Annotated in this window: 16 protein-coding genes; 5 read left to right on the top strand and 11 right to left on the bottom strand. The window is 72.6% G+C overall.

The features are described from left to right. Nucleotides 1-12: 12 nt before the first annotated feature. On the top strand, nt 13-237 hold the full coding sequence (locus tag OHS17_RS27550) for a hypothetical protein (protein WP_018523791.1): 225 nt from the start codon (nt 13-15) through the stop codon (nt 235-237). Nucleotides 238-241: 4 nt separating this feature from the next. Here the strand turns inward: OHS17_RS27550 and OHS17_RS27545 are convergent, their stop codons facing one another. Beyond that, nucleotides 242-1,849 (bottom strand): AMP-binding protein, encoded by a 1,608-nt coding sequence (locus tag OHS17_RS27545; RefSeq protein ID WP_330314304.1) that lies wholly within the window; start codon nt 1,847-1,849, stop codon nt 242-244. Further along, the gene (locus tag OHS17_RS27540; RefSeq protein WP_330314303.1) at nt 1,846-3,522 is read right to left on the bottom strand and encodes an AMP-binding protein; all 1,677 of its coding nucleotides are present in this window, start codon (nt 3,520-3,522) and stop codon (nt 1,846-1,848) included. Before OHS17_RS27540 ends, OHS17_RS27545 begins: the two co-directional genes overlap by 4 nt. 136 nt (nt 3,523-3,658) lie before the next feature. Here OHS17_RS27540 and OHS17_RS27535 point away from each other — a divergent pair, with 136 nt between their 5' ends. After that, nucleotides 3,659-4,510, top strand: a complete 852-nt coding sequence (locus tag OHS17_RS27535; RefSeq protein ID WP_330314302.1) for a helix-turn-helix transcriptional regulator — start codon at nt 3,659-3,661, stop codon at nt 4,508-4,510. 97 nt (nt 4,511-4,607) lie between these two features. Here OHS17_RS27535 and OHS17_RS27530 read toward each other — a convergent pair whose 3' ends face one another. Beyond that, on the bottom strand, nt 4,608-5,753 hold the full coding sequence (locus tag OHS17_RS27530) for a winged helix DNA-binding domain-containing protein (protein ID WP_330315375.1): 1,146 nt from the start codon (nt 5,751-5,753) through the stop codon (nt 4,608-4,610). Between the two features lie 143 nt (nt 5,754-5,896). Here OHS17_RS27530 and OHS17_RS27525 point away from each other — a divergent pair, with 143 nt between their 5' ends. Continuing rightward, entirely contained in the window at nt 5,897-6,775 is an 879-nt protein-coding gene (locus OHS17_RS27525) for a DMT family transporter (protein WP_330314301.1), read from the top strand. A 37-nt stretch (nt 6,776-6,812) separates the two neighbouring features. On the opposite strand, the gene OHS17_RS27520 is transcribed toward OHS17_RS27525, so the two are convergent. Both OHS17_RS27520 and OHS17_RS27515 read right to left on the bottom strand, forming a co-directional pair. Further along, nucleotides 6,813-7,397 (bottom strand): TerD family protein, encoded by a 585-nt coding sequence (locus OHS17_RS27520; protein WP_018100552.1) that lies wholly within the window; start codon nt 7,395-7,397, stop codon nt 6,813-6,815. Between the two features lie 214 nt (nt 7,398-7,611). Continuing rightward, on the bottom strand, nt 7,612-7,842 hold the full coding sequence (locus tag OHS17_RS27515; protein WP_018100553.1) for a DUF6296 family protein: 231 nt from the start codon (nt 7,840-7,842) through the stop codon (nt 7,612-7,614). 168 nt (nt 7,843-8,010) lie between these two features. Here OHS17_RS27515 and OHS17_RS27510 point away from each other — a divergent pair, with 168 nt between their 5' ends. Together OHS17_RS27510 and OHS17_RS27505 are read left to right on the top strand one after the other, a co-directional pair. After that, on the top strand, nt 8,011-8,463 hold the full coding sequence (locus OHS17_RS27510; RefSeq protein ID WP_330314300.1) for a DUF5709 domain-containing protein: 453 nt from the start codon (nt 8,011-8,013) through the stop codon (nt 8,461-8,463). 121 nt (nt 8,464-8,584) lie between these two features. Then, nucleotides 8,585-8,947 (top strand): nuclear transport factor 2 family protein, encoded by a 363-nt coding sequence (locus tag OHS17_RS27505; protein ID WP_164624700.1) that lies wholly within the window; start codon nt 8,585-8,587, stop codon nt 8,945-8,947. On the opposite strand, the gene OHS17_RS27500 is transcribed toward OHS17_RS27505, so the two are convergent. Genes OHS17_RS27500 through OHS17_RS27475 form a run of 6 tightly spaced genes read right to left on the bottom strand, consistent with a single transcriptional unit; the run spans nt 8,948 to nt 17,902 of the window. Beyond that, nucleotides 8,948-9,991: an aldo/keto reductase gene (locus OHS17_RS27500; protein ID WP_330314299.1), complete on the bottom strand. Its 1,044-nt coding sequence runs from the start codon at nt 9,989-9,991 to the stop codon at nt 8,948-8,950. It abuts the gene before it with no gap. After that, nucleotides 9,988-13,827, bottom strand: a complete 3,840-nt coding sequence (locus tag OHS17_RS27495) for an ABC transporter ATP-binding protein (RefSeq protein ID WP_330314298.1) — start codon at nt 13,825-13,827, stop codon at nt 9,988-9,990. The genes OHS17_RS27500 and OHS17_RS27495 overlap by 4 nt, the downstream gene beginning before the upstream one ends. Further along, on the bottom strand, nt 13,824-15,209 hold the full coding sequence (locus OHS17_RS27490) for an LLM class flavin-dependent oxidoreductase (RefSeq protein ID WP_164631385.1): 1,386 nt from the start codon (nt 15,207-15,209) through the stop codon (nt 13,824-13,826). Before OHS17_RS27490 ends, OHS17_RS27495 begins: the two co-directional genes overlap by 4 nt. After that, a complete protein-coding gene (locus tag OHS17_RS27485) occupies nt 15,193-15,990 on the bottom strand; it encodes an ABC transporter ATP-binding protein (RefSeq protein ID WP_330314297.1) in 798 nt (265 codons plus the stop codon). Before OHS17_RS27485 ends, OHS17_RS27490 begins: the two co-directional genes overlap by 17 nt. Further along, nucleotides 15,966-16,838, bottom strand: a complete 873-nt coding sequence (locus OHS17_RS27480; protein WP_330314296.1) for an ABC transporter permease — start codon at nt 16,836-16,838, stop codon at nt 15,966-15,968. Before OHS17_RS27480 ends, OHS17_RS27485 begins: the two co-directional genes overlap by 25 nt. Then, nucleotides 16,835-17,902 carry an ABC transporter substrate-binding protein gene (locus OHS17_RS27475; RefSeq protein WP_330314295.1) on the bottom strand — a complete coding sequence of 356 codons (1,068 nt, stop codon included), beginning with the start codon at nt 17,900-17,902 and terminating at the stop codon, nt 16,835-16,837. Before OHS17_RS27475 ends, OHS17_RS27480 begins: the two co-directional genes overlap by 4 nt. Nucleotides 17,903-17,913: the final 11 nt, after the last annotated feature.

Below are 17,913 nucleotides of genomic sequence, written 5' to 3'. Positions count from 1 at the left end.
ACAGTGGAGCGCATGGTCTTAACTCCACGGACTTCACCACCCTCGGACACGCCCGCGCACGCCCCCGCGCTCCCCAGGCGCTCCGCCCTGGAGGCCAACGAGGCGATCCGCGCGCTCGTGGACGCCCGCGCGGGCCAGGACTGGTCCCCCGTGGAGTCCGCCGCGTACGAGGTGCTCCTCCTGCAGTGGGCGGCGGCGACGCGCGGCGACGCGGGGGACGTGATCGAGGCGGCCTGAGCCGCTAGCGGCTGTAGGTCTCCCGCAGTTCGATCTTGCGGACCTTGCCGCTGACCGTCATCGGGAAGGTCTCCAGGATCCGGAGCAGGCGCGGGATCTTGTAGTGGGCCAACTGCCCCTCGCAGAACGCCCGTACGTCGTCCAGGGCCGGCGGGTCGGCCGGGTCGGCGGGGATGACGCAGGCCAGCACCTCTTCCCCGTAACGCTCGTCGGGCACGCCGACCACCTGTACGTCGGCGATCTTCGGGTGGCGGTACAGGAACTCTTCGATCTCGCGCGGGTAGATGTTCTCGCCACCCCGGATGATCACGTCCTTGATGCGGCCGACGATCTGTACGTAGCCGTCCTCGCGCATCACCGCGAGGTCGCCGGTGTGCATCCAGCGCCCCGCGTCGATAGCCTCCGCGGTGCGGTCGGGCTGGTCCCAGTAGCCGAGCATCACGCTGTAGCCCCGGGTGCACAGCTCGCCGGACCGCCCGCGTTCCAGGGTCACCCCGGTCGCCGGGTCGATGACCTTGACCTCGATGTGCGGCATGACGCGGCCGACGGTACCGGTGCGGCGCTCCAGGTCGTCGTCGCGGCGGGTCTGGGTGGAGACCGGGGAGGTCTCCGTCATGCCGTAGCAGATGGACACCTCGTCCATGTGCATCTCGGCCACCACCCGCTTCATCACCTCGACCGGGCACGGCGACCCGGCCATGATGCCGGTGCGCAGCGAGGACAGGTCGTACGAGGTGAAGTCCGGCAGGTTGAGCTCGGCGATGAACATCGTGGGTACCCCGTACAGCGAGGTGCATCGTTCCTGCTGCACGGCGCTCAACACGGCGGCCGGTTCGAACGAGCCGCCGGGGATCACGATGCAGGCGCCGTGCGAGGTGATGCCGAGGTTGCCCATCACCATGCCGAAGCAGTGGTAGAAGGGCACGGGGAGGCAGACCCGGTCCTGCTCGGTGTAGGCGACCAACTCCCCCACGAAGTAACCGTTGTTGAGGATGTTGTGGTGCGAGAGCGTCGCACCCTTGGGGAAGCCCGTGGTGCCCGAGGTGTACTGGATGTTGATCGGGTCGTCGCAGGACAGCTCCGCCTCGCGGGCGGCGAGCTGAGCAACCGTCACCTGAGGTGCCACGGAGAGGAGTTCGTCCCATGAACCGTCGCCGATGTAGTGCACCGCGCGCAAGTCCGGGCAGTCGGCGCGGACCTCCTCGACCAGGGCGCGGTAGTCGCTGGTGCGGTGGGCGAGGGAGGCGGCCAGCAGGGAGATCCCGGCCTGCTTCAGCACGTACTCCAACTCGTGCGCCCGGTAGGCGGGGTTGATGTTCACCATGATCGCGCCGATGCGGGCGGTGGCGTACTGGACGAGCACCCACTCGGGGCAGTTGACCGCCCAGATGCCGACCCGGTCCCCCTTGGCCACGCCCGACGCCATCAGCGCCCGCGCCAGCTCCTCGACGGCCGCGCCGAACTCCGCGTACGTCCAGCGCCGCCCGGACGGTACGTCGACCAGCGCCTCGCGGTCGGGCCAGGCGGCGACGGCCCGGTCCAGGTTGCGTCCGATGGTGTCGCCGAGCAGGGCGGTGGTGCCCGTGCCGTGCGCGTACGAAAGCTCGGTCATGCCAGGTCCCCCTCGGCGTACTCGGTGCCGCCGCCCTGGGCGGTGCGCTCGCGCAGTTCGATCCGGCGGATCTTGCCGGAGACGGTCTTGGGCAGCTCCGCGAACTCCAGCCGCCGCACCCGCTTGTACGGGGCGAGCACGGACCTGGAGTGGGCGAAGAGCACCTTGGCGGTGTCCGGGCCGGGCTCCCAGCCCTCGGCGAGCACCACGTACGCCTTCGGGACGGAGAGGCGGACCTCGTCGGCGGCCGGGACGACGGCGGCCTCGACCACCGCCTCGTGCTCCAGCAGGGCGCTCTCCAGCTCGAACGGGGAGATCTTGTAGTCGGAGGACTTGAAGACATCGTCGGCGCGCCCCACGTAGGTGATGTAGCCGTCCTCGTCGCGGGAGCCGATGTCACCGGTGCGGTAGTAGCCGCCGGCCATCGCCTCGGCCGTGCGCTCCGGGTCGCCGTGGTAGCCGGTCATCAGGCCCACCGGGTGGGTCGACAGGTCGAGCGAGATCTCGCCCTCGGCCGCGCCGGGCTCCCCGCTCACCGGGTCGAGCAGGACCACCCGGAAGCCGGGGCTCGGACGGCCCATGGAGCCGGGCTTGAGGGCCTGGCCGGGGCTGTTGGCGACCTGGACGGCGGTCTCCGTCTGGCCGAAGCCGTCGCGGATGGTGATGCCCCAGGCGCGCCGGACCGCCTCGATGACCTCGGGGTTCAGCGGTTCACCGGCGGCGACGACCTCGCGCGGCGGGGTCTTCAGCTGGGTCAGGTCGGCCTGGATGAGCATGCGCCACACGGTGGGCGGGGCACAGAAGCTCGTAATGCCGGAGCGGTCCATCTCGGCCATCAGGCGGCCGGCGTCGAAGCGGGTGTAGTTGAAGATGAACACGGTCGCCTCGGCGCTCCACGGCGCGAAGAGGTTGGACCAGGCGTGCTTGGCCCAGCCGGGCGAGGAGATGTTGAGGTGCACGTCGCCGGGCTTGAGCCCGATCCAGTACATCGTCGCCAAGTGGCCCACGGGATACGAGACATGGGTGTGCTCGACCAGCTTGGGACTGGCGGTCGTGCCGGAGGTGAAGTAGAGCATCAGCGGTTCGTCCGCGTCGGTCTCGCGGTCCGGTGTGAACGGGCGGGGCGCCTCGGCGGCCTCCGCGTAGTCGAGCCACCCCTCGGTCGGGGCGCCGACGCAGATACGGGTGTAGCGGCCGGGCACCTCGGCGAACTTCGCGGTGTCGGTGTCGCGGACCAGGACGTGCCGGACCCGGCCGCGCTCGACGCGGTCGCGCAGGTCGGCGGGGCCCAGAAGCGGGGTCGCGGGGATGACGACGGCGCGGAGCTTCATCGCGGCGAGCGCGGTCTCCCACAGCTCGACCTGGTTGCCGAGCATGACGAGGATGCGGTGCCCCTCGCGTACGCCCTGGGCGCGCAGCCAGTTCGCGGCCCGGTCGGAGCGGGCGGACATCTCGGCGAACGACACCTCGGTGCGGGTGCCGTCCTCCTCCACGATGTGCAGGGCGGTGCGGTCGTTGTCCCGGGCGATGACGTCGAACCAGTCGAGCGCCCAGTTGAAGTGGTCGTCGCGGGGCCAGCGGAAACCGTCGTAGGCGGCGGCGTAGTCCTCGCGGTGCCGGAGCAGGAAGTCCCGGGCCGCCCGGAACGTCTCCGTCGCACTCGTTTCCGGCATGTGCCCTCCTCTTTACCGACCCGGTCGGTCCTATGGCTCCTCACATGATGTAAACAGTGACCCAGGTCTCACCACCCCCGGACGGGGGTGTCGCGGGGCCGCCATTCCATCGGGGGCCGGGCAGAGAGGCGGCAGGGTGCCGGAATCGGTCGACGCGGTCGAAATGCAAGCGGCGCTGCTTCGGCTGCGCCGGACGAGCGGGCTGCCGGTCGCCTTCGGCGGGCTGCTCGCGGACAGCCGCCACGCCAGGATCGCCGAGGTGAACGGGGCGCGCACGGCGGCGCTGCGCGGGCTCGTGATCTCGTCGGGCAGCGGCCTGGGCGGCAAGTCCATGGCCCTGTCGAGGCCGTGCGCGGTGACCGACTACCGCTCCTCGCGCCACATCAGCCACGAGTACGACACGGCCGTCGCGGCGGAGGGCCTGCGCTCGGTGGTCGCCGTCCCCGTCGTGGTGCGGCGCGAGGTGCGGGGGGTGCTGTACGGGGCGCTGCGTGAACCGCTCCCGCTCGGGGACCGCACGTTCGACGCGGCGGTGGCCGCGGCCCGGGACGTGGAGCAGGCGCTGGTGGTCCGGGACGAGGTGCGGCAGCTGCTGGCCGCGACCCGCCCGGAGCCGGATGCCGCTGCCGTGGCGGCGGGGGCCGCGGGGGCCTGGGAGGACGTCCGGGAGGCGCACCGCGAGCTGCGCGCCCTGATGCCGAAGGTGCTGGACCCGGCGCTCCGGGACGAGCTGCTCGCGGTGTGCGGGCGGCTGGCCTCGGCGACGGGCACCCGGGAGCCCGGGGAGCGGGAGGTCCGGCTCGCGCCGCGCGAGATCGATGTGCTGGCGTGCGTGGCCGCGGGCGCCACGAACACGGTGGCGGCGGACCGGCTGGGGCTGCGCCCGGAGACGGTGAAGGGCTATCTGCGGTCCGCGATGCGGCGGCTGGGGGCGCACACCCGGCTGGAGGCGGTGGTGGCGGCCCGGCGGGCGGGGCTGCTGCCGTAGGCGCGTCTTGCGCCGTCGGACGTACCCCGCACCGCAGGACCCCCAACGCCGTAGGGCGCCCCCGCCCCGTAAACCGTCCCCCGCATCCGCGCCCCCGTCAGCGCCCCAGGTCCACGAACGCCCCGAAGCGGACGTCGTACTCCGTCGCCGGGGTCATCGCCGCCATCAGGTCCCTCGCCTCGCCCGTCACGGCCTCGCGCTCCGCGGCCGTCAGCGGGCGCACCTCCTGGACGGTGACGACGGCGGGGGCGTCGCGCGCGGTGTCCAGCCGCCAGACCGCCGCGAAGAGCCCGTCCACCAGCACGCTGCCGTAGGTCTGGTTGCCCACCCCGTTGAGGCCCTTGAGGGCCGCCGGGATGATCCGGGTGCGGTCGGCGTGGCCGAGGAGGACGTTGTCGAACTCGGGCAGGAAGCGCGGCGGGGCGGGGGTGTCCTCGGCGGGGCGCGGGGCGTCGGGCAGGTCGAAGAGTTCGGTGCCGTGCTCGTCGCGGAAGGTGACGAGCCGGGGCCGCAGCCGCTCGAAGACCTCCATCAGGCGGGTCAGGCCCGCCCAGCTCTGCATGTCCCGCACCGACGCGGGTCCGAACGCGCCGAGGTAGCGCAACACGGCGCGCTCCATGTCGGGCGCCGCCTCACCCGCGTGACCGAGCCAGCGCTCGACGGTGGTGAGCGCGACGCCGCCGCTGATGCCCCAGAGGCCGCGCGGGGTCACCTGGACCAGGGGCAGCAGGCAGCGGGCGGCGATGCCGAGGGCCTGCGGGTCCGCGTCGGGCCACTCCGTGAGCAGTCGCTCGCGGATCTCCTCCGGGCTGCGCGGCGCCTCCTCCACGTGCGCCCGGCTCAGCTCGCGCAGCCGGTCCAGGTCCACGCCCGGGAGGCGCTTGCGGAACATGTTCAGCTCGCGGTCGATGGCGGGCTGCATCAGGGGGCGCAGGGTCAGGGCGTCCTCGGCGGTGTGGGTGTGGATGGTCGAGCGCAGGGAGACGATGCGGACGACCTCGCGCGCCTCCATCAGCACCGACAGATCGGCGGGCCGGAAGCCCTGGAGCCGCGCCAGGAGCTGGTAGTACGGCGGCTTGGTGTTCTGCGCCTGGAGGCCGACGAGGTGGGTGACGGCGTCCTTGGCGCTCATCGCGGTCCGGCGCAGCAGGAGCTGGCGGTCCAGGGTCGCCCGGCCGAGGGCCCGGGGCGTGAGCACGGGGACGGGGGCGGCGCCTGCGGGGGTCTTCTTCTTCGCGGCCATGACGGCACGGTACGCGGCCATGAGGCCGGATTCTGACCTAATGGCACACACGAGGGTGCCGCCCCGAGGCGCGACGTGCGGCGGCGCCACGCCCTCCCCCGGCGAAGCCGGGATCGCGGTGGGGCCGCCCGCATCATGGTCCCGTGATCGCCGTCCTGTTCGCCGTCCTGACCGCCCTCAGCAACGGCTCCGCCTCCGTGCTCCAGCGCCGGGCCGCCCTCGACGTGCCGCAGACCGAGGCCATGCGGGTGTCGCTCATCGGCCATCTGCTGCGCCAGAAGGTGTGGCTCGCGGGGATCGCCCTGGTCATCGTCGCCGCCGTCTGCCAGGCCGTCGCGCTGGCCACCGGGCCGATCTCCGTGGTGCAGCCGATCTTCGTGATCGAGCTTCCGGCGACCCTGCTCCTGGCCGGTTTCATGATGCGGGCGCGCCTGCCACGGACGGTCTGGCTGGGGGTCGCCGCCGTGACGGCCGGGCTGGCCCTCGGCATGGCGACGGCCGCGCCGGGCGGCGGAAGCGACAGCGTGCACGGGGCGGCGTGGGTGCCGGCGCTGATTTTGACGGGCGTGGCCGAGGCGCTGCTGATCGCGGGCGCGCTGGCCACCCGGGGCGATGTGCGGGCCGCCCTGCTGGCCACGGCCGCCGCCTGCGGTTACGCGCTGACCGCCGCGCTGATGAAGGACGCGATGGCGCGGCTCGACACGGGCGGCGCGGGGGCGCTGTTCAGCTCCTGGCAGCTGTACGCGATGGCGGTGGCGGGGGTCGGTGCGCTGTTCCTGCTCCAGAACGCCCTTCAGGCGGGCACCCTCGTCGCCGTTCAGCCGTGTCTGACGCTGGGCGACGCCCTGATCAGCGTCCTGTACGGGGTGACCCTGTTCGGCGAGGAGGTGCGCACCGGCTGGTGGGTGCTGCCCGAGCTGCTGGCCCTGGGGCTGATCGCGGCGGGGTGCGTGGAGCTGGCGCGGTCGCCGCTGGCCACCGGGAACCCGACGGCCCCGGCCCGCGCACGCCGGGTCGACTGACCGGGCGCGCACGGACCGGGGCCGGGACGTACGCGTACTACTTGCTGATCGCGAAACGCATCAGGGCGTGCTCATCGCCCTGCTTGATCTTGCCGGTCTCGTTGATCACCTGGAGCTTCCAGCCGGCGCCGACGCGCATCGCCTTCGCCACGGCGCAGCCGTTGTCGTTGGTGAGCAGGCTCGGCCAGATGTCGGCGACCTGCTGGCTGCTGCCGCCCGTGGCGTCGTAGACCTTGATGCTGACGTTGCGCGCGTTCTGGAAGGAGCTGCCCTTCTTGTACGCGGCGGCGACGAAGACGATCGCCGTGACGTTCGAGGGGACCTTCGCGAAGTCGACGGTGACCGTCTCGTCGTCGCCCTCGCCCTTTCCGGTCTGGTTGTCACCGCTGTGCAGCAGCGAGCCGTTGCCCAGCGGGTCCAGGGAGTCCAGGCCGGCCAGCCGGACCGGGTCCGCGCCCTGCATCGCGATGGCGATCAGGTCGAGGTCGGTGCCCTTCTTCTGCTTCAGCTTCCCCATCAGCCCGCCACTGCTGCCGACGGTGGGGTCCCAGGAGACGCCGATGGAGAGGTGGGTCACCCCGTCCAGGTCCGCCGGGCCGTCTTCCTTCTTCAACGTGATCATGCGTGATCCTCTTCGTGGCGAGATTCCTACAGGGTGAGTCTGCCTGGTGTCCTCCCGCTCCCCCTCACCAGGGGCAAAATTTCGACCAAGTGTGGGAGACACCCGGCCGGATTGTCCTGCCTCGGCATGATGTACGGGTACGTGTCCCCGTGATACGGACACGGCGACGACGCCCGGTCCGGGGTTGCGGACCGGGCGTCGGTTGTCGGCCGTGTCAGGCGGCGTCCTCGCGCACCACCATCGGGGCTCCGAGGTGCTGGTGGCCGCCGCTGGCGAGCATGCGCACCTCCGCGTGATCGCTGATCTCGGCGCGGACGATTCCGGTGTCGTCCTCGTAGACGGGGTGTCCGCCCGCACCGCTCTGTGCCGTCCGGTGGACGGTGACGGCATCGTCCTCCACAGCCGAGGACTGGAAGACGAGCTCGTAGCTTTCCGGATAATCCATGACGGGCTCTCCAGACGACTTTCCCCGGGCCGGCCCCACGGGCACGCCCGGCCTGCACCCTCCATGGTTGCGCAGACCCGGGCCGGACGCAGGGGCGAGCGCGTCCTGCGGGCCGGGGCGGGGGCTGCCTATGCTGAAGGAGAGCCCCGCCGCGGGAAGGGAAGCGCCATGGACGAGGCCGGCCTGGGGGACGACGTCTATCAGCCCCAGCAGGAGTCGGAGGCATCCGATCCGGTCGAGCAGCTCGACACGGAGGACACCTTGGCCGATCCGGACGTGGACGACGTCCTGGACCGGGGTTATTCACCGCCCGAGCGCCCCTACGCGGTGGACGACGTGGGCACCACCGCCGCCGAGCAGCACCGGGGCGAGTCCCTGGAGAGCCGGCTCGCGCGAGAGCGGCCCGAGGACGGCGGGCCGCCCGGCGACGGGGTGGGCGATGTCGTGGACGGGGACGGCGAACCGTGGGACCGCGAGGTCGGCACCGTCCGCGCCGGACGGCTCACCCGGGACCTGGACATCGACGACCCGGACAGCACCGCGGGCGAGGACGTCGGGATCGACGGCGCCGCCGCCTCCGCCGAGGAGGCCGCGGTGCACGTCATCGCGGACGAGGCGTAGGAAGGCCCGTTCTCCCTTACCCCGGAGGTAATCGACGCCCCGCGCGGCCTCGGACATCGTGTTCCTCACGAGCACAGCGCTCCCGGCCCACCGGCCGGGAGCCCTATCGGAGGGACCCATGATGACCACGTACGACGACGCCGTGCAGCGCTACTTCGCCGCCTGGAACGCCGGTCCGGACGAGCGGGAGAAGGCCGTCGCCGCGGCCTTCACCGACGAGGCCGCGTACACCGACCCGCTGGCCGACGTACGGGGCCACGAGCAGCTGGCGGCCGCCATCGGCGGGGCCCAGCGGCAGTTCCCCGGATTCACGTTCCGCCCGCTCGGCGCGGTGGACGGGCACCACGCGCTGGTCCGCTTCGGGTGGGAGCTGGTCGCGCCCGACGGCTCGGCGCCCGTGGCCGGGTTCGACGTGGCGACGCTCGCCGATGACGGCCGGATCGCCTCGGTCAGCGGCTTCCTGGACCGGGTGCCGGCCGCCTGATCACGCGGCGGGGTGCGAACGGCGGCGCAGGGCCGCGTCGGTGAGGTCCGCCGGGTGGTAACCGGCGTCCCGGGACGAGAGGTTGGTGCCGGGCGGGACGATCTTGTCGATCCGGTCCAGCACGTCCTGGCTCAGCCGCACCCGGTCCGCGCCGAGCTGGCCCTCCAGCTGTTCCAGGGTGCGCGGGCCGATGATCGCCGAGGTGACGGCGGGGTGTTCGAGCACGAAGGCCAGGGCGAGCTGGACGAGGGTGAGCCCGGCCTCGTCGGCCAGCTGGGCGAGCGCTTCGGCGGCCTCGAGCTTGGCGGTGTTCTCCGGGGACGCGATGTCGAAGCGGCCCGCCTGGCGTGCGGCGCGGCTGGAGTCCGGCTGGACGGCGCCCTTGCGGTAGCGGCCGGAGAGCCAGCCCCCGGCGAGCGGGCTCCAGGACAGCACGGCGAGGCCGTACCGCCGGGCGGTGGGCAGCACCTCCCGCTCGATGCCCCGGGCGAGGATCGAGTACGGGGGCTGCTCGGCGACGACGCGTTCACGACCGCGCCGCTCGGCGGTCCACTGGCCCTCCACGATCGCGGACGGCTCGAACGTCGAGGTGCCGATGTAGCGGATCTTGCCCTGGTGGACCAGGTCGGAGAGGGCGCCCAGGGTCTCATCGAAGTCGGTGCCGGGCTCCGGGCGGTGCACCTGGTAGAGGTCGATCCAGTCGGTGCCCAGCCGTCGCAGGCTGTTCTCCACCTCGCGGATGATCCAACGTCGGCTGTTCCCCTGCTCGTTGGGGTCGGTGCCGAGGCTGCCGTGGAACTTGGTGGCGAGCACGACGTTGTCGCGTCGGCCGTTCGCCAGCGCCTTGCCGACGATGGTCTCGGACTCCCCGGCCGAGTAGACGTCGGCGGTGTCCACGAAGTTGATGCCGGAGTCCAGGGCGTGGTGGATGATCCGGACGCTGTCGGCGTGGTCGGGGTTGCCGCGGGCGCCGAACATCATGGTGCCCAGGCACAGCGGGCTGACCTTCACTCCGGTGCGGCCGAAATCGCGGTACTGCGTCATCGTGCGTTCTCCTTGACGAGTTCACTGACATTCAGGTGGTCGACGGCCGCGCCGGGGCCGGTCTCCCGGAAGGCGTCCCACAGCCGCCGGTAGGGGCCACGGGCGGCGAGCAGTTCGGTGTGGGTGCCGGTCTCGACCACGGTTCCCGCGTCGAGCACCACCACCCGGTCCGCCCGGGCCGCCGTGGTCAGCCGGTGGGCCACGACGACGGTCGTACGGCGACGGGCCAGGACCTCCGTGGCCGCGGCGACCCGGCGCTCGGTGGCCAGGTCCAGCGAGGCGGTCGCCTCGTCGAGCAGCAGCACGTCGGGGTCGACCAGTTCGGCCCGGGCCAGGGCGAGGAGCTGGCGCTGTCCGGCGGAGAGGTTGCGGCCCCGCTCCCCCACCGGGGTGAGGTAGCCGAGCCGGAGCCCGGCGACCATCTCGTGCGCGCCGACCGCCCGGGCCGCCCGCTCCACCTCGGTGTCCGTGGCGTCGGGCCGCCCGTAGGCGATGGCGTCGCGGACGGTGCCGCTGAACAGGTGCGCCTCCTGCGGGACCACGCCGAGCCTGCGCCGGAAGGCGGTCAGGTCCAGGTCGCGCAGGTCGTGCCCGTCCACCCGGACCGCGCCCGCCGAGGGGTCGTAGAACCGGGCGAGGAGCTTGACCACGGTGGACTTGCCCGCGCCCGTGGCGCCGACGAGCGCGACGGTCTCGCCCGGTTCGATGCGCAGGCTCACCCCGTGCAGGACCTGCTGGCCGCCGGCGCCCGCGTATCCGAAGGACACCGCGTCGAACTCGACCTCGCCGCGCAGCGCGGGCACCGGGCGGGGGCTCGGGGCGGGCGGGGTGCCGGCGGGGGTGTTCATCAGGGCGCGGAGGCGGCCGAGGCCGACCACCGCCTGCTGGTACCCGTCGAAGACCTGCGAGAGCTGCTGGATCGGCGAGAAGAACAGCTCCACGTACAGCAGGAACGCGATCAGGGTCCCGGCGCTCAGCTCGCCCGAGCGGACCTGCGCCGCGCCCGCGGTGAGCACGGCCGCCGAGCAGAGCGTGCCGAGGAACTCCACGAACGGGAAGAACGTGCCCATGTACCGCTGGGCGCGCAGCCGGGAGTCGCGGAAGGAGCGGGCCAGTACGGCGAAGTCGGCGGCGTTGCGCTGCTCGCGGCGGAACGCCTGGGTGACGCGGATCGCGGTGACGTTCTCCTGGAGGCAGGCGTTGACGGCGCTGATCCGCTCCCGGGCCTCGCGGTAGGCGGGGACCGAGTAGTGGCGGAAGACGGCGGTGGCCGCGATGAGCAGCGGGAGCGCGGCGAGCAGGACGAGCGCGAGTTCCGCGTCGATCACCAGGAGGGCGACCAGCACTCCGGAGACGGTGAGCAGGCTGACCACGGCGGTGATCAGGCCGGTCTGCAGGAAGTTCGACAGGGCGTCCACGTCCGTGGTCATCCGGGTCATGATCCGGCCGCCGAGTTCGCGCTCGTAGTAGTCGAGGCCGAGGCGCTGGAGCTGGGCGAAGGTCTTCACACGGAGGGTGTAGAGGAGGCGTTCGCCGGTGCGCCCGGTGGTCCGCACCTGGGCCACGCCGATCAGCCAGTTCGCGGCCACCACAAGCCCGGCGGCCGCCGCGGCGGCGAGCAGGACGTGCCCGGCCTGGTGGGCCACCCCTCGGTCCACGCCGTACCGGACGAGGACCGGCACGGTGATCTGGGCGCCCGCGTCGAGCGCGACGAGCAGCAGGCCGAGGAGCAGCGGCAGCCGGAAGGGCCGGAGCAGGGCGCCGAGCCCGAAGCGGGCGTCGGCGGCGACGGCCTGTTCGGTGGGCACCTCCGGGTCGGCGGCGGGCAGCGGGAGGCGGGCCAGACCGGCGAGGAGTTCGGGGCTGGGCGGGGCCGAGCCGAGCACCCCGCCGCCGGGTCCCGCGCGTCCGGGCCCGGAGGTGGCGGCGGCTTCGGCGAGCGCCTGGGCGGCCCGGACCGCGGTGCCCTCCAGCTGCTCGTCCTCGTCCTCCTCGGGGCGCAGCCACAGGTGCGGGGTGGGGCAGCCGGGGTCGGGTGCGAGGGGGGCGTCCGCGCGGTCGTCCGCGCGGTCGTCCGTGGCCAGGAGGTCCCGGAACAGGGCGGATCGGCCGCGCAGTTCGTCGGGCGTGCCGGTGTCCGTGACCCGGCCGCCGTCGAGGATGGCGACGCGGTCGGCGAGCTCCAGGGTGGAACGGCGGTGGGCGATGATCAGGGTGGTGCGGCGGCGGTCGTCCGCGCGCAGCCGGTGGTGGATCTCGGCCTCCACCCGGGCGTCGATGGCGGAGGTGGCGTCGTCCAGGACGAGCACGGCCGGGTCGCCGATGAGGGCGCGGGCGAGCGCCATGCGCTGGCGCTGGCCGCCGGACAGGGTGAGGCCCTGTTCGCCGACGAGGGTGTCGTAGCCCTGCGGGAGCCGTTCGATGAACTCGTCGGCGCGGGCGATGCGGGCCGCCGCGCGCACCTGTTCGTCGGTGGCGTCCGGCATCCCGTACGCGATGTTGGCGCGCACGGTGTCCGAGAGGAGCAGGCTCTCCTCGAAGACGTAGCCGATCCGGGAGCGCAGCGAGGCGAGGGTGAGGTCGCGGACGTCGGTGCCGCCGACCCGTACCGCGCCGGAGGGCACGTCGTAGAAGCGCGGCAGCAACGCGGCGGCGGTGGACTTGCCGGAGCCGGCCGGGCCGATCAGGGCCAGGGTCTCGCCGGGGCGGATGTCCAGGGTGAAGCCGTCCAGGAGCGGGGAGCCGTCGCCGTATCCGAAGGTGACGTCGTCCCAGGAGAGGGCCGGAGGCGTGTCTGGCAGTTCGCGGGCGTGCGGCGCGTCGGTGATGACGGGGGCCTCGTCCACGACCTCCAGGACGCGTTCGGCACCGGCCCGGGCCTGCTGCCAGACCGTGAGCAGGGTGGCGACCTGGCGTACGGGGGTGACGAAGGAGCCAAGGTAGGTGGTGAACGCGAGGAACGTGCCGAGCGAGATCCGGCCGTGCAGGGCCATCCAGCCACCGAGCGCCAGCACGGCGACCTGGCCGAGGGCCGGGACCGCCTGGAGGGCGGGATTGTAGCGGCTGGTGAAGCGGACGACGCGCAGCCGGGACGCGAACAGGTGGCGGGCGCGCCGTTCGAGGCCGGTGAGCTCGCGCTGCTCCTGGCCGAAGCCCTTCACGACGCGGACGCCGGTGACGGTCGCCTCGACGGTGGAGGCGACCTCGGCGGCCTCCTGCTGGGCGTGCCAGTTGGCGGGGAACAGGTCGCGGCGGCTGCGCAGCGCGATGAGCCAGAGCAGCGGGCCGACGACGAGCGCCACGACGGTCAGCAGCGGCGACAGGAACGCCATGACGGCCAGCGAGAACAGGAACATCAGGGCGTTGCCCGTGAGGTTGGGCAGGAACTGGAGCAGGGTCTGGATGAGGGTGATGTCGGAGATGGACCGGCTCACCACCAGCCCGGTCCGCAGATCGTCCTGCTGGGCGCCGCCGAGCCGGAGCAGCGCGGCGAACGCGTCGTTGCGCAGGTCGTACTGGACTCCCAGCGAGAGCCGCCCCGAGCGGTAGCGGCGGGTGAAGCTCGCGCCGAACCGGAGTGCGCCGAGTGCGGCGAGCAGCCCGGTCCAGGGGACGAGCGAGGCGGTGGTGCCGGCCGCCACCCCGTCCACCACGTGCCGCAGCACGAGGGGCAGGGCGGCGGTGGCGACGGCGGCGGTCACGGCGGCGCCGAAGGCCATGAGGAGATCGGTGCGGTGGCGCAGGCAGTAGCCCAGCAGCCGTCGCGCCCAGCCGGGCGGCGGCTGCCGGAGCGTGCCCCCGCCCGGACCGGTCCCCGGGTTCGGACAGTCGGTCACCGGGCCTCCGCCAGGCCGATGCCGTACTCGCCCGCGCCGCGGACGACGTCGTCGAAGAGGCGGTTGGCGGGGCGGGGCAGCCCGTAGTGGCCGCGCAGGGTGCTCGCGGTGTACTCGGTGCGGAACAGGCCGCGCTCCTGGAGGATCGGCACCACCCGGTCCACGAAGACCTCCAGGCCGGACGGGAGGACGGCGGGCATGATGTTGAAGCCGTCGGCGGCCCCGCTGTCGTACCAGTGCTCGATGGTGTCCGCGACCTGCTCGGCGGTCCCGGCGAAGGTGCGGTGGCCGCGCCCGCCGCCGAGCCGTCCGATGAGCTGACGTACGGTCAGCTTTTCGCGCCTGGCCAGCTCCACGATGAGGGTGTAGCGGCTCTTGGCACCCTCGATGTCGTCCTCGGTGGGGATGTCGTCGGGGAGTTCCGCGTCCAGGTCGAGGTCGTCGGGGGCGATCTTCAGCCGCTTGGCGAGCTGGAGCTTGGCGTACTCGGGGACGATGAGGTTCTCCAGCTCGGCGTCGAGCGCCAGCGCCTCGGCCTCCGTCTCCCCGATGACGGGGACGATGCCGGGCAGGATCTTGATGCCGTCCGGGTTGCGGCCGAGGGCGGTGGTGCGCTCCTTGACGTCCTTGTAGAACGCGATGCCCTCCTCCAGCGTCTGCTGGGCGGTGAACACCGCCTCCGCGTACCGGGCGGCGAAGTCCTTGCCGTCCTCGCTGGAGCCGGCCTGCACGAGCAACGGGTAGCCCTGCGGGGGGCGTTGTACGTTGAGCGGTCCGTCGACCCGGAAGAACTCGCCCCGGTGCCCGATCTGCTTGACCCGCTCGGCCAGGGCGTGCACTCCGCGCTCCTTGTCGGCGATCACCGCGTCGTCGGCCCAGCTGTCCCAGAGCTTGGTGGACACCTCCACGAACTCCCCGGCGCGCCGGTAGCGGTCGTGGTGCAGCGGGGTGTCGTCCAGGCCGAAGTTGCGGGCCGCGTCGGCGCCCGCGGTGGTGACGATGTTCCAGCCGGCCCGGCCGCCCGAGACATGGTCGAGCGAGGCGAACCTGCGGGCCAGGTTGTACGGCTCGTTGTAGCTGGTCGACGCGGTGGCGATGAGGCCGATGTGGCGGGTGGCCCCGGCGAGCGCGGTGAGCAGGACGGTGGGTTCCAGCTTGGCGGCGGGGCGGCGGCCGGGGTCGCCCATCAGGACGGGGCTGTCGGCGAGGAACAGCGAGTCGAGGCGACCGCGTTCGGCGATCCGGGCGAGGTTCTTGTAGTGCTCGATGTCGGAGTTGGCCTCGGCCGGGCTCTCGGGCAGCCGCCAGGACGCCTCGTGGTGGCCGGTGGACATGAGGAAGGCGTTGAGGTGGAGCTGCTTGCGCTCAGGCGTGCGGGGCATGGGAGTCCTTCTTCGCGTCGATGAGGGGCTGGGGCTGGGCTACCCCGAGGGCGGTGAGCAGGGTGTCGCGGTATTCCTGGAAACGCGGGTCGCGGCGGGCGCGCGGGGTCGGCAGGTCGACAGTGAGATCGACGGAGATCCGGCCGTCCTCCAGGACCAGGACGCGGTCGGCGAGTTCGACGGCCTCGTCCACGTCATGGGTGACCAGGAGCACCGCGGGGCGGTGGCGTTCGTAGAGCTCGCGGAGCAGGTCGTGCATCTTGATCCGGGTGAGCGCGTCCAGGGCGCCGAACGGCTCGTCCGCGAGGAGGAGTTCGGGTTCGCGGACCAGGGCGCGGGCGAGGGCGGCGCGCTGCTGCTCGCCGCCGGACAGCTCGTGCGGCCAGGAGCGGTCGCGGCCCTCCAGGCCGACCTCGGCGAGGGCGGTGAGGCCGCGTTCCCGGGCGCCGGGGCCGCGCAGGCCGAGGGTGACGTTGTCGATGAGCCGGAGCCAGGGAAGCAGCCGGGAGTCCTGGAAGGAGAGCGAGACCCGGTCGGGGACGGTGAGTTCGCCGGAGCCCTCGACGGTGTGGTCGAGGCGGGCGACGGCGCGCAGCAGGGTGGACTTGCCGGAGCCGCTGCGCCCGAGCAGCGCGGTGAACTCGCCGGGGGCGACGGTGAGATCGAGTTCCTTGAGGATGTCGCGGTCGCCGAAGCGGCGGACGAGCTTGCGGGTGCGGATGGCGGGGTGCGCGAGGGCCGTCGCGCCGGGGGCGGTCAGCCCGCCAGGGTGCGTCGCCATGACAGGACCTTCCTCTCCACGGCGCGTACCGCCGCGTCCGACGCGAAGCCGAAGATCCCGTAGGCCACCAGGCCCACGATGATCACGTCGGACTGGGCGTACTGCTGGGCCTGGAACATCATGTAGCCGATGCCGCTGGTGGCGTTGATCTGCTCGACCACGATCAGCCCGAGCCAGGACGCGGTGACGCCGAGGCGCAGCCCGACGAAGAAACCGGGCAGTGAACCGGGGACGACGACCTTGCGGATGAACTGCGCGCGGCTCAGGTCGAGCCCTTCGGCGAGTTCGACGTAGCGGCTGTCGATGCCGGTGAGCGAGGCGTACGTGTTGATGTACATGTTCACCGCGACGCCGAGCGCGATGACGGTGACCTTCATCTGCTCGCCGATGCCGAGCCAGAGGATCAGCAGCGGGAGCATGGCCAGGGAGGGGATCGCCCGCTTGATCTGGAGCGGTCCGTCGAGAAGGTATTCGCCGGTCCGGCTCAGTCCGGCGGCGACGGCGAGGAGGACCCCGGCGCTCACCCCGAAGAAGAGGCCGAGCCCGGCGCGCTGGAGCGAGATGAGGACGTTGTCCTGGAGCCGGCCGCTGGAGACCAGGTCCGAGGCGGTGGCGAGGACCGTGCCGGGGCCGGAGAGTATCCGGGGGTCGAGATAGCCGGTGGCGGAGGCGGCCCACCACAGGGCGATGACCAGGACCGGGCCGATGAGCCGCCCGAAGGGGACGGCCCGGCCGGGGCCAAGCCGTCTGCGGGTGCCCCTGGGTGCCGCCGACGGCGCCTTCGCCGGGGCGGCGGCCGCGGCCGGCGGCGGGGCGGGGCGGGTGGTGTGGGTCAGCAGCTCGGTCATGACTTCTCCCGGTACTCGGCGGATACGGCCTGGGCTGCCAGCGCCTCGAAGCGGCGGTCGAACAGTTCGGAGGCGTCCTGCTCCGGTACGAATCCGCCGGCGGCGAGCAGGTCGGCGGTCTCCTGTTCCCAGGCGATGGCCGCGTCCCAGGAGGCCGGGAAGAGCGGCTTGTTGAGCGAGGCGACGATGCGCTTGCCGTCCTCCCGGGAGACGCCCTGGTCCTTGACGTAGTACGTGTCGATCCACTCGTCGGTGTTCTCCCACGCCCAGACCTGGCCCCGGGCCCACAGCGGGATGAAGCTGCGGACGGCGGCGGCCTTGGCCCGGTCGTTCAGCACCTCGTTGGGCGCCCAGAGCACCGAGAGCAGGTCCACGACGTCGGTCTTCACGCCGCGTGCCCCGTCCTTCTCGTACTGGGTGAGGTACTTGGTGAGGGTGGGTTCGCCCAGCGGGGCGACGTCCACCTGCTTGGACTGGAGGGCGGTGAGGAACTGGGTGCTGGGCAGGGCGACCAGCTCCACGTCCTTGTTGCCGATGCCCGCCTGCTTCAGCGCCCGCAGCACCACGACACCCTGGGCCTGCCCCTGGGAGAACCCGATCTTCTTGCCCCGGAAGTCGTCCACGGTCCGGATGTCGGAGCCGGGTGCGGTGGCGAAGACGTACGAGGGGTTGTTCCGCACCTGCACGGCGACGATCTTCGCGCCGACGTCGATGGCGTGGGCCTGGATCGGCGGAATTCCGGCGTTGACGGCCAGGTCGATGGAATGGGCCCGGAATCCCTGGATGATATCGGGGCCCGCGCTCAGGTTGGGCCATTGGGAAACGGTGAAGGGAAGGTCCTTCTCCAGTCCTGCGGGGCCGAGTTGGAGGCGGGTGGAACGCACGGCGACGGAGAGTTTCGTGCCGGGTGGCGGCGCTCCGGACGGCAGTTTTCCGGCCGGTTCGGCGCTCGCGGCGGATTGCGTCTGCGGCGAGCAGGCGGCGAGCGTACCGACGAGGGCGGTGCCGCCGAGGGCGAGGAACGAGCGGCGGCCGAGGACCGGCGATGTGCGGTGGCGTGGCATGGGAAGAGGTC

Source organism: Streptomyces sp. NBC_00523, from assembly GCF_036346615.1.
In the GTDB taxonomy this organism is placed as follows: Bacteria; Actinomycetota; Actinomycetes; order Streptomycetales; family Streptomycetaceae; genus Streptomyces.
The sequence above is the reverse complement of the archived record's forward strand: the minus strand, read 5'-3'. Positions and strand labels throughout refer to the sequence as shown.

What these genes read in the sequence shown, in the direction of transcription:
- OHS17_RS27550 (WP_018523791.1), top strand. Translation starts at nt 13, where the DNA reads ATGGTCTTAACTCCACGGACTTCACCACCCTCGGACACGCCCGCGCAC.
- OHS17_RS27545 (WP_330314304.1), bottom strand. Translation starts at nt 1,849, where the DNA reads ATGACCGAGCTTTCGTACGCGCACGGCACGGGCACCACCGCCCTGCTC.
- OHS17_RS27540 (WP_330314303.1), bottom strand. Translation starts at nt 3,522, where the DNA reads ATGCCGGAAACGAGTGCGACGGAGACGTTCCGGGCGGCCCGGGACTTC.
- OHS17_RS27530 (WP_330315375.1), bottom strand. Translation starts at nt 5,753, where the DNA reads ATGGCCGCGAAGAAGAAGACCCCCGCAGGCGCCGCCCCCGTCCCCGTG.
- OHS17_RS27520 (WP_018100552.1), bottom strand. Translation starts at nt 7,397, where the DNA reads ATGATCACGTTGAAGAAGGAAGACGGCCCGGCGGACCTGGACGGGGTG.
- OHS17_RS27515 (WP_018100553.1), bottom strand. Translation starts at nt 7,842, where the DNA reads ATGGATTATCCGGAAAGCTACGAGCTCGTCTTCCAGTCCTCGGCTGTG.
- OHS17_RS27510 (WP_330314300.1), top strand. Translation starts at nt 8,011, where the DNA reads ATGGACGAGGCCGGCCTGGGGGACGACGTCTATCAGCCCCAGCAGGAG.
- OHS17_RS27505 (WP_164624700.1), top strand. Translation starts at nt 8,585, where the DNA reads ATGACCACGTACGACGACGCCGTGCAGCGCTACTTCGCCGCCTGGAAC.
- OHS17_RS27500 (WP_330314299.1), bottom strand. Translation starts at nt 9,991, where the DNA reads ATGACGCAGTACCGCGATTTCGGCCGCACCGGAGTGAAGGTCAGCCCG.
- OHS17_RS27490 (WP_164631385.1), bottom strand. Translation starts at nt 15,209, where the DNA reads ATGCCCCGCACGCCTGAGCGCAAGCAGCTCCACCTCAACGCCTTCCTC.
- OHS17_RS27485 (WP_330314297.1), bottom strand. Translation starts at nt 15,990, where the DNA reads ATGGCGACGCACCCTGGCGGGCTGACCGCCCCCGGCGCGACGGCCCTC.
- OHS17_RS27480 (WP_330314296.1), bottom strand. Translation starts at nt 16,838, where the DNA reads ATGACCGAGCTGCTGACCCACACCACCCGCCCCGCCCCGCCGCCGGCC.
- OHS17_RS27475 (WP_330314295.1), bottom strand. Translation starts at nt 17,902, where the DNA reads ATGCCACGCCACCGCACATCGCCGGTCCTCGGCCGCCGCTCGTTCCTC.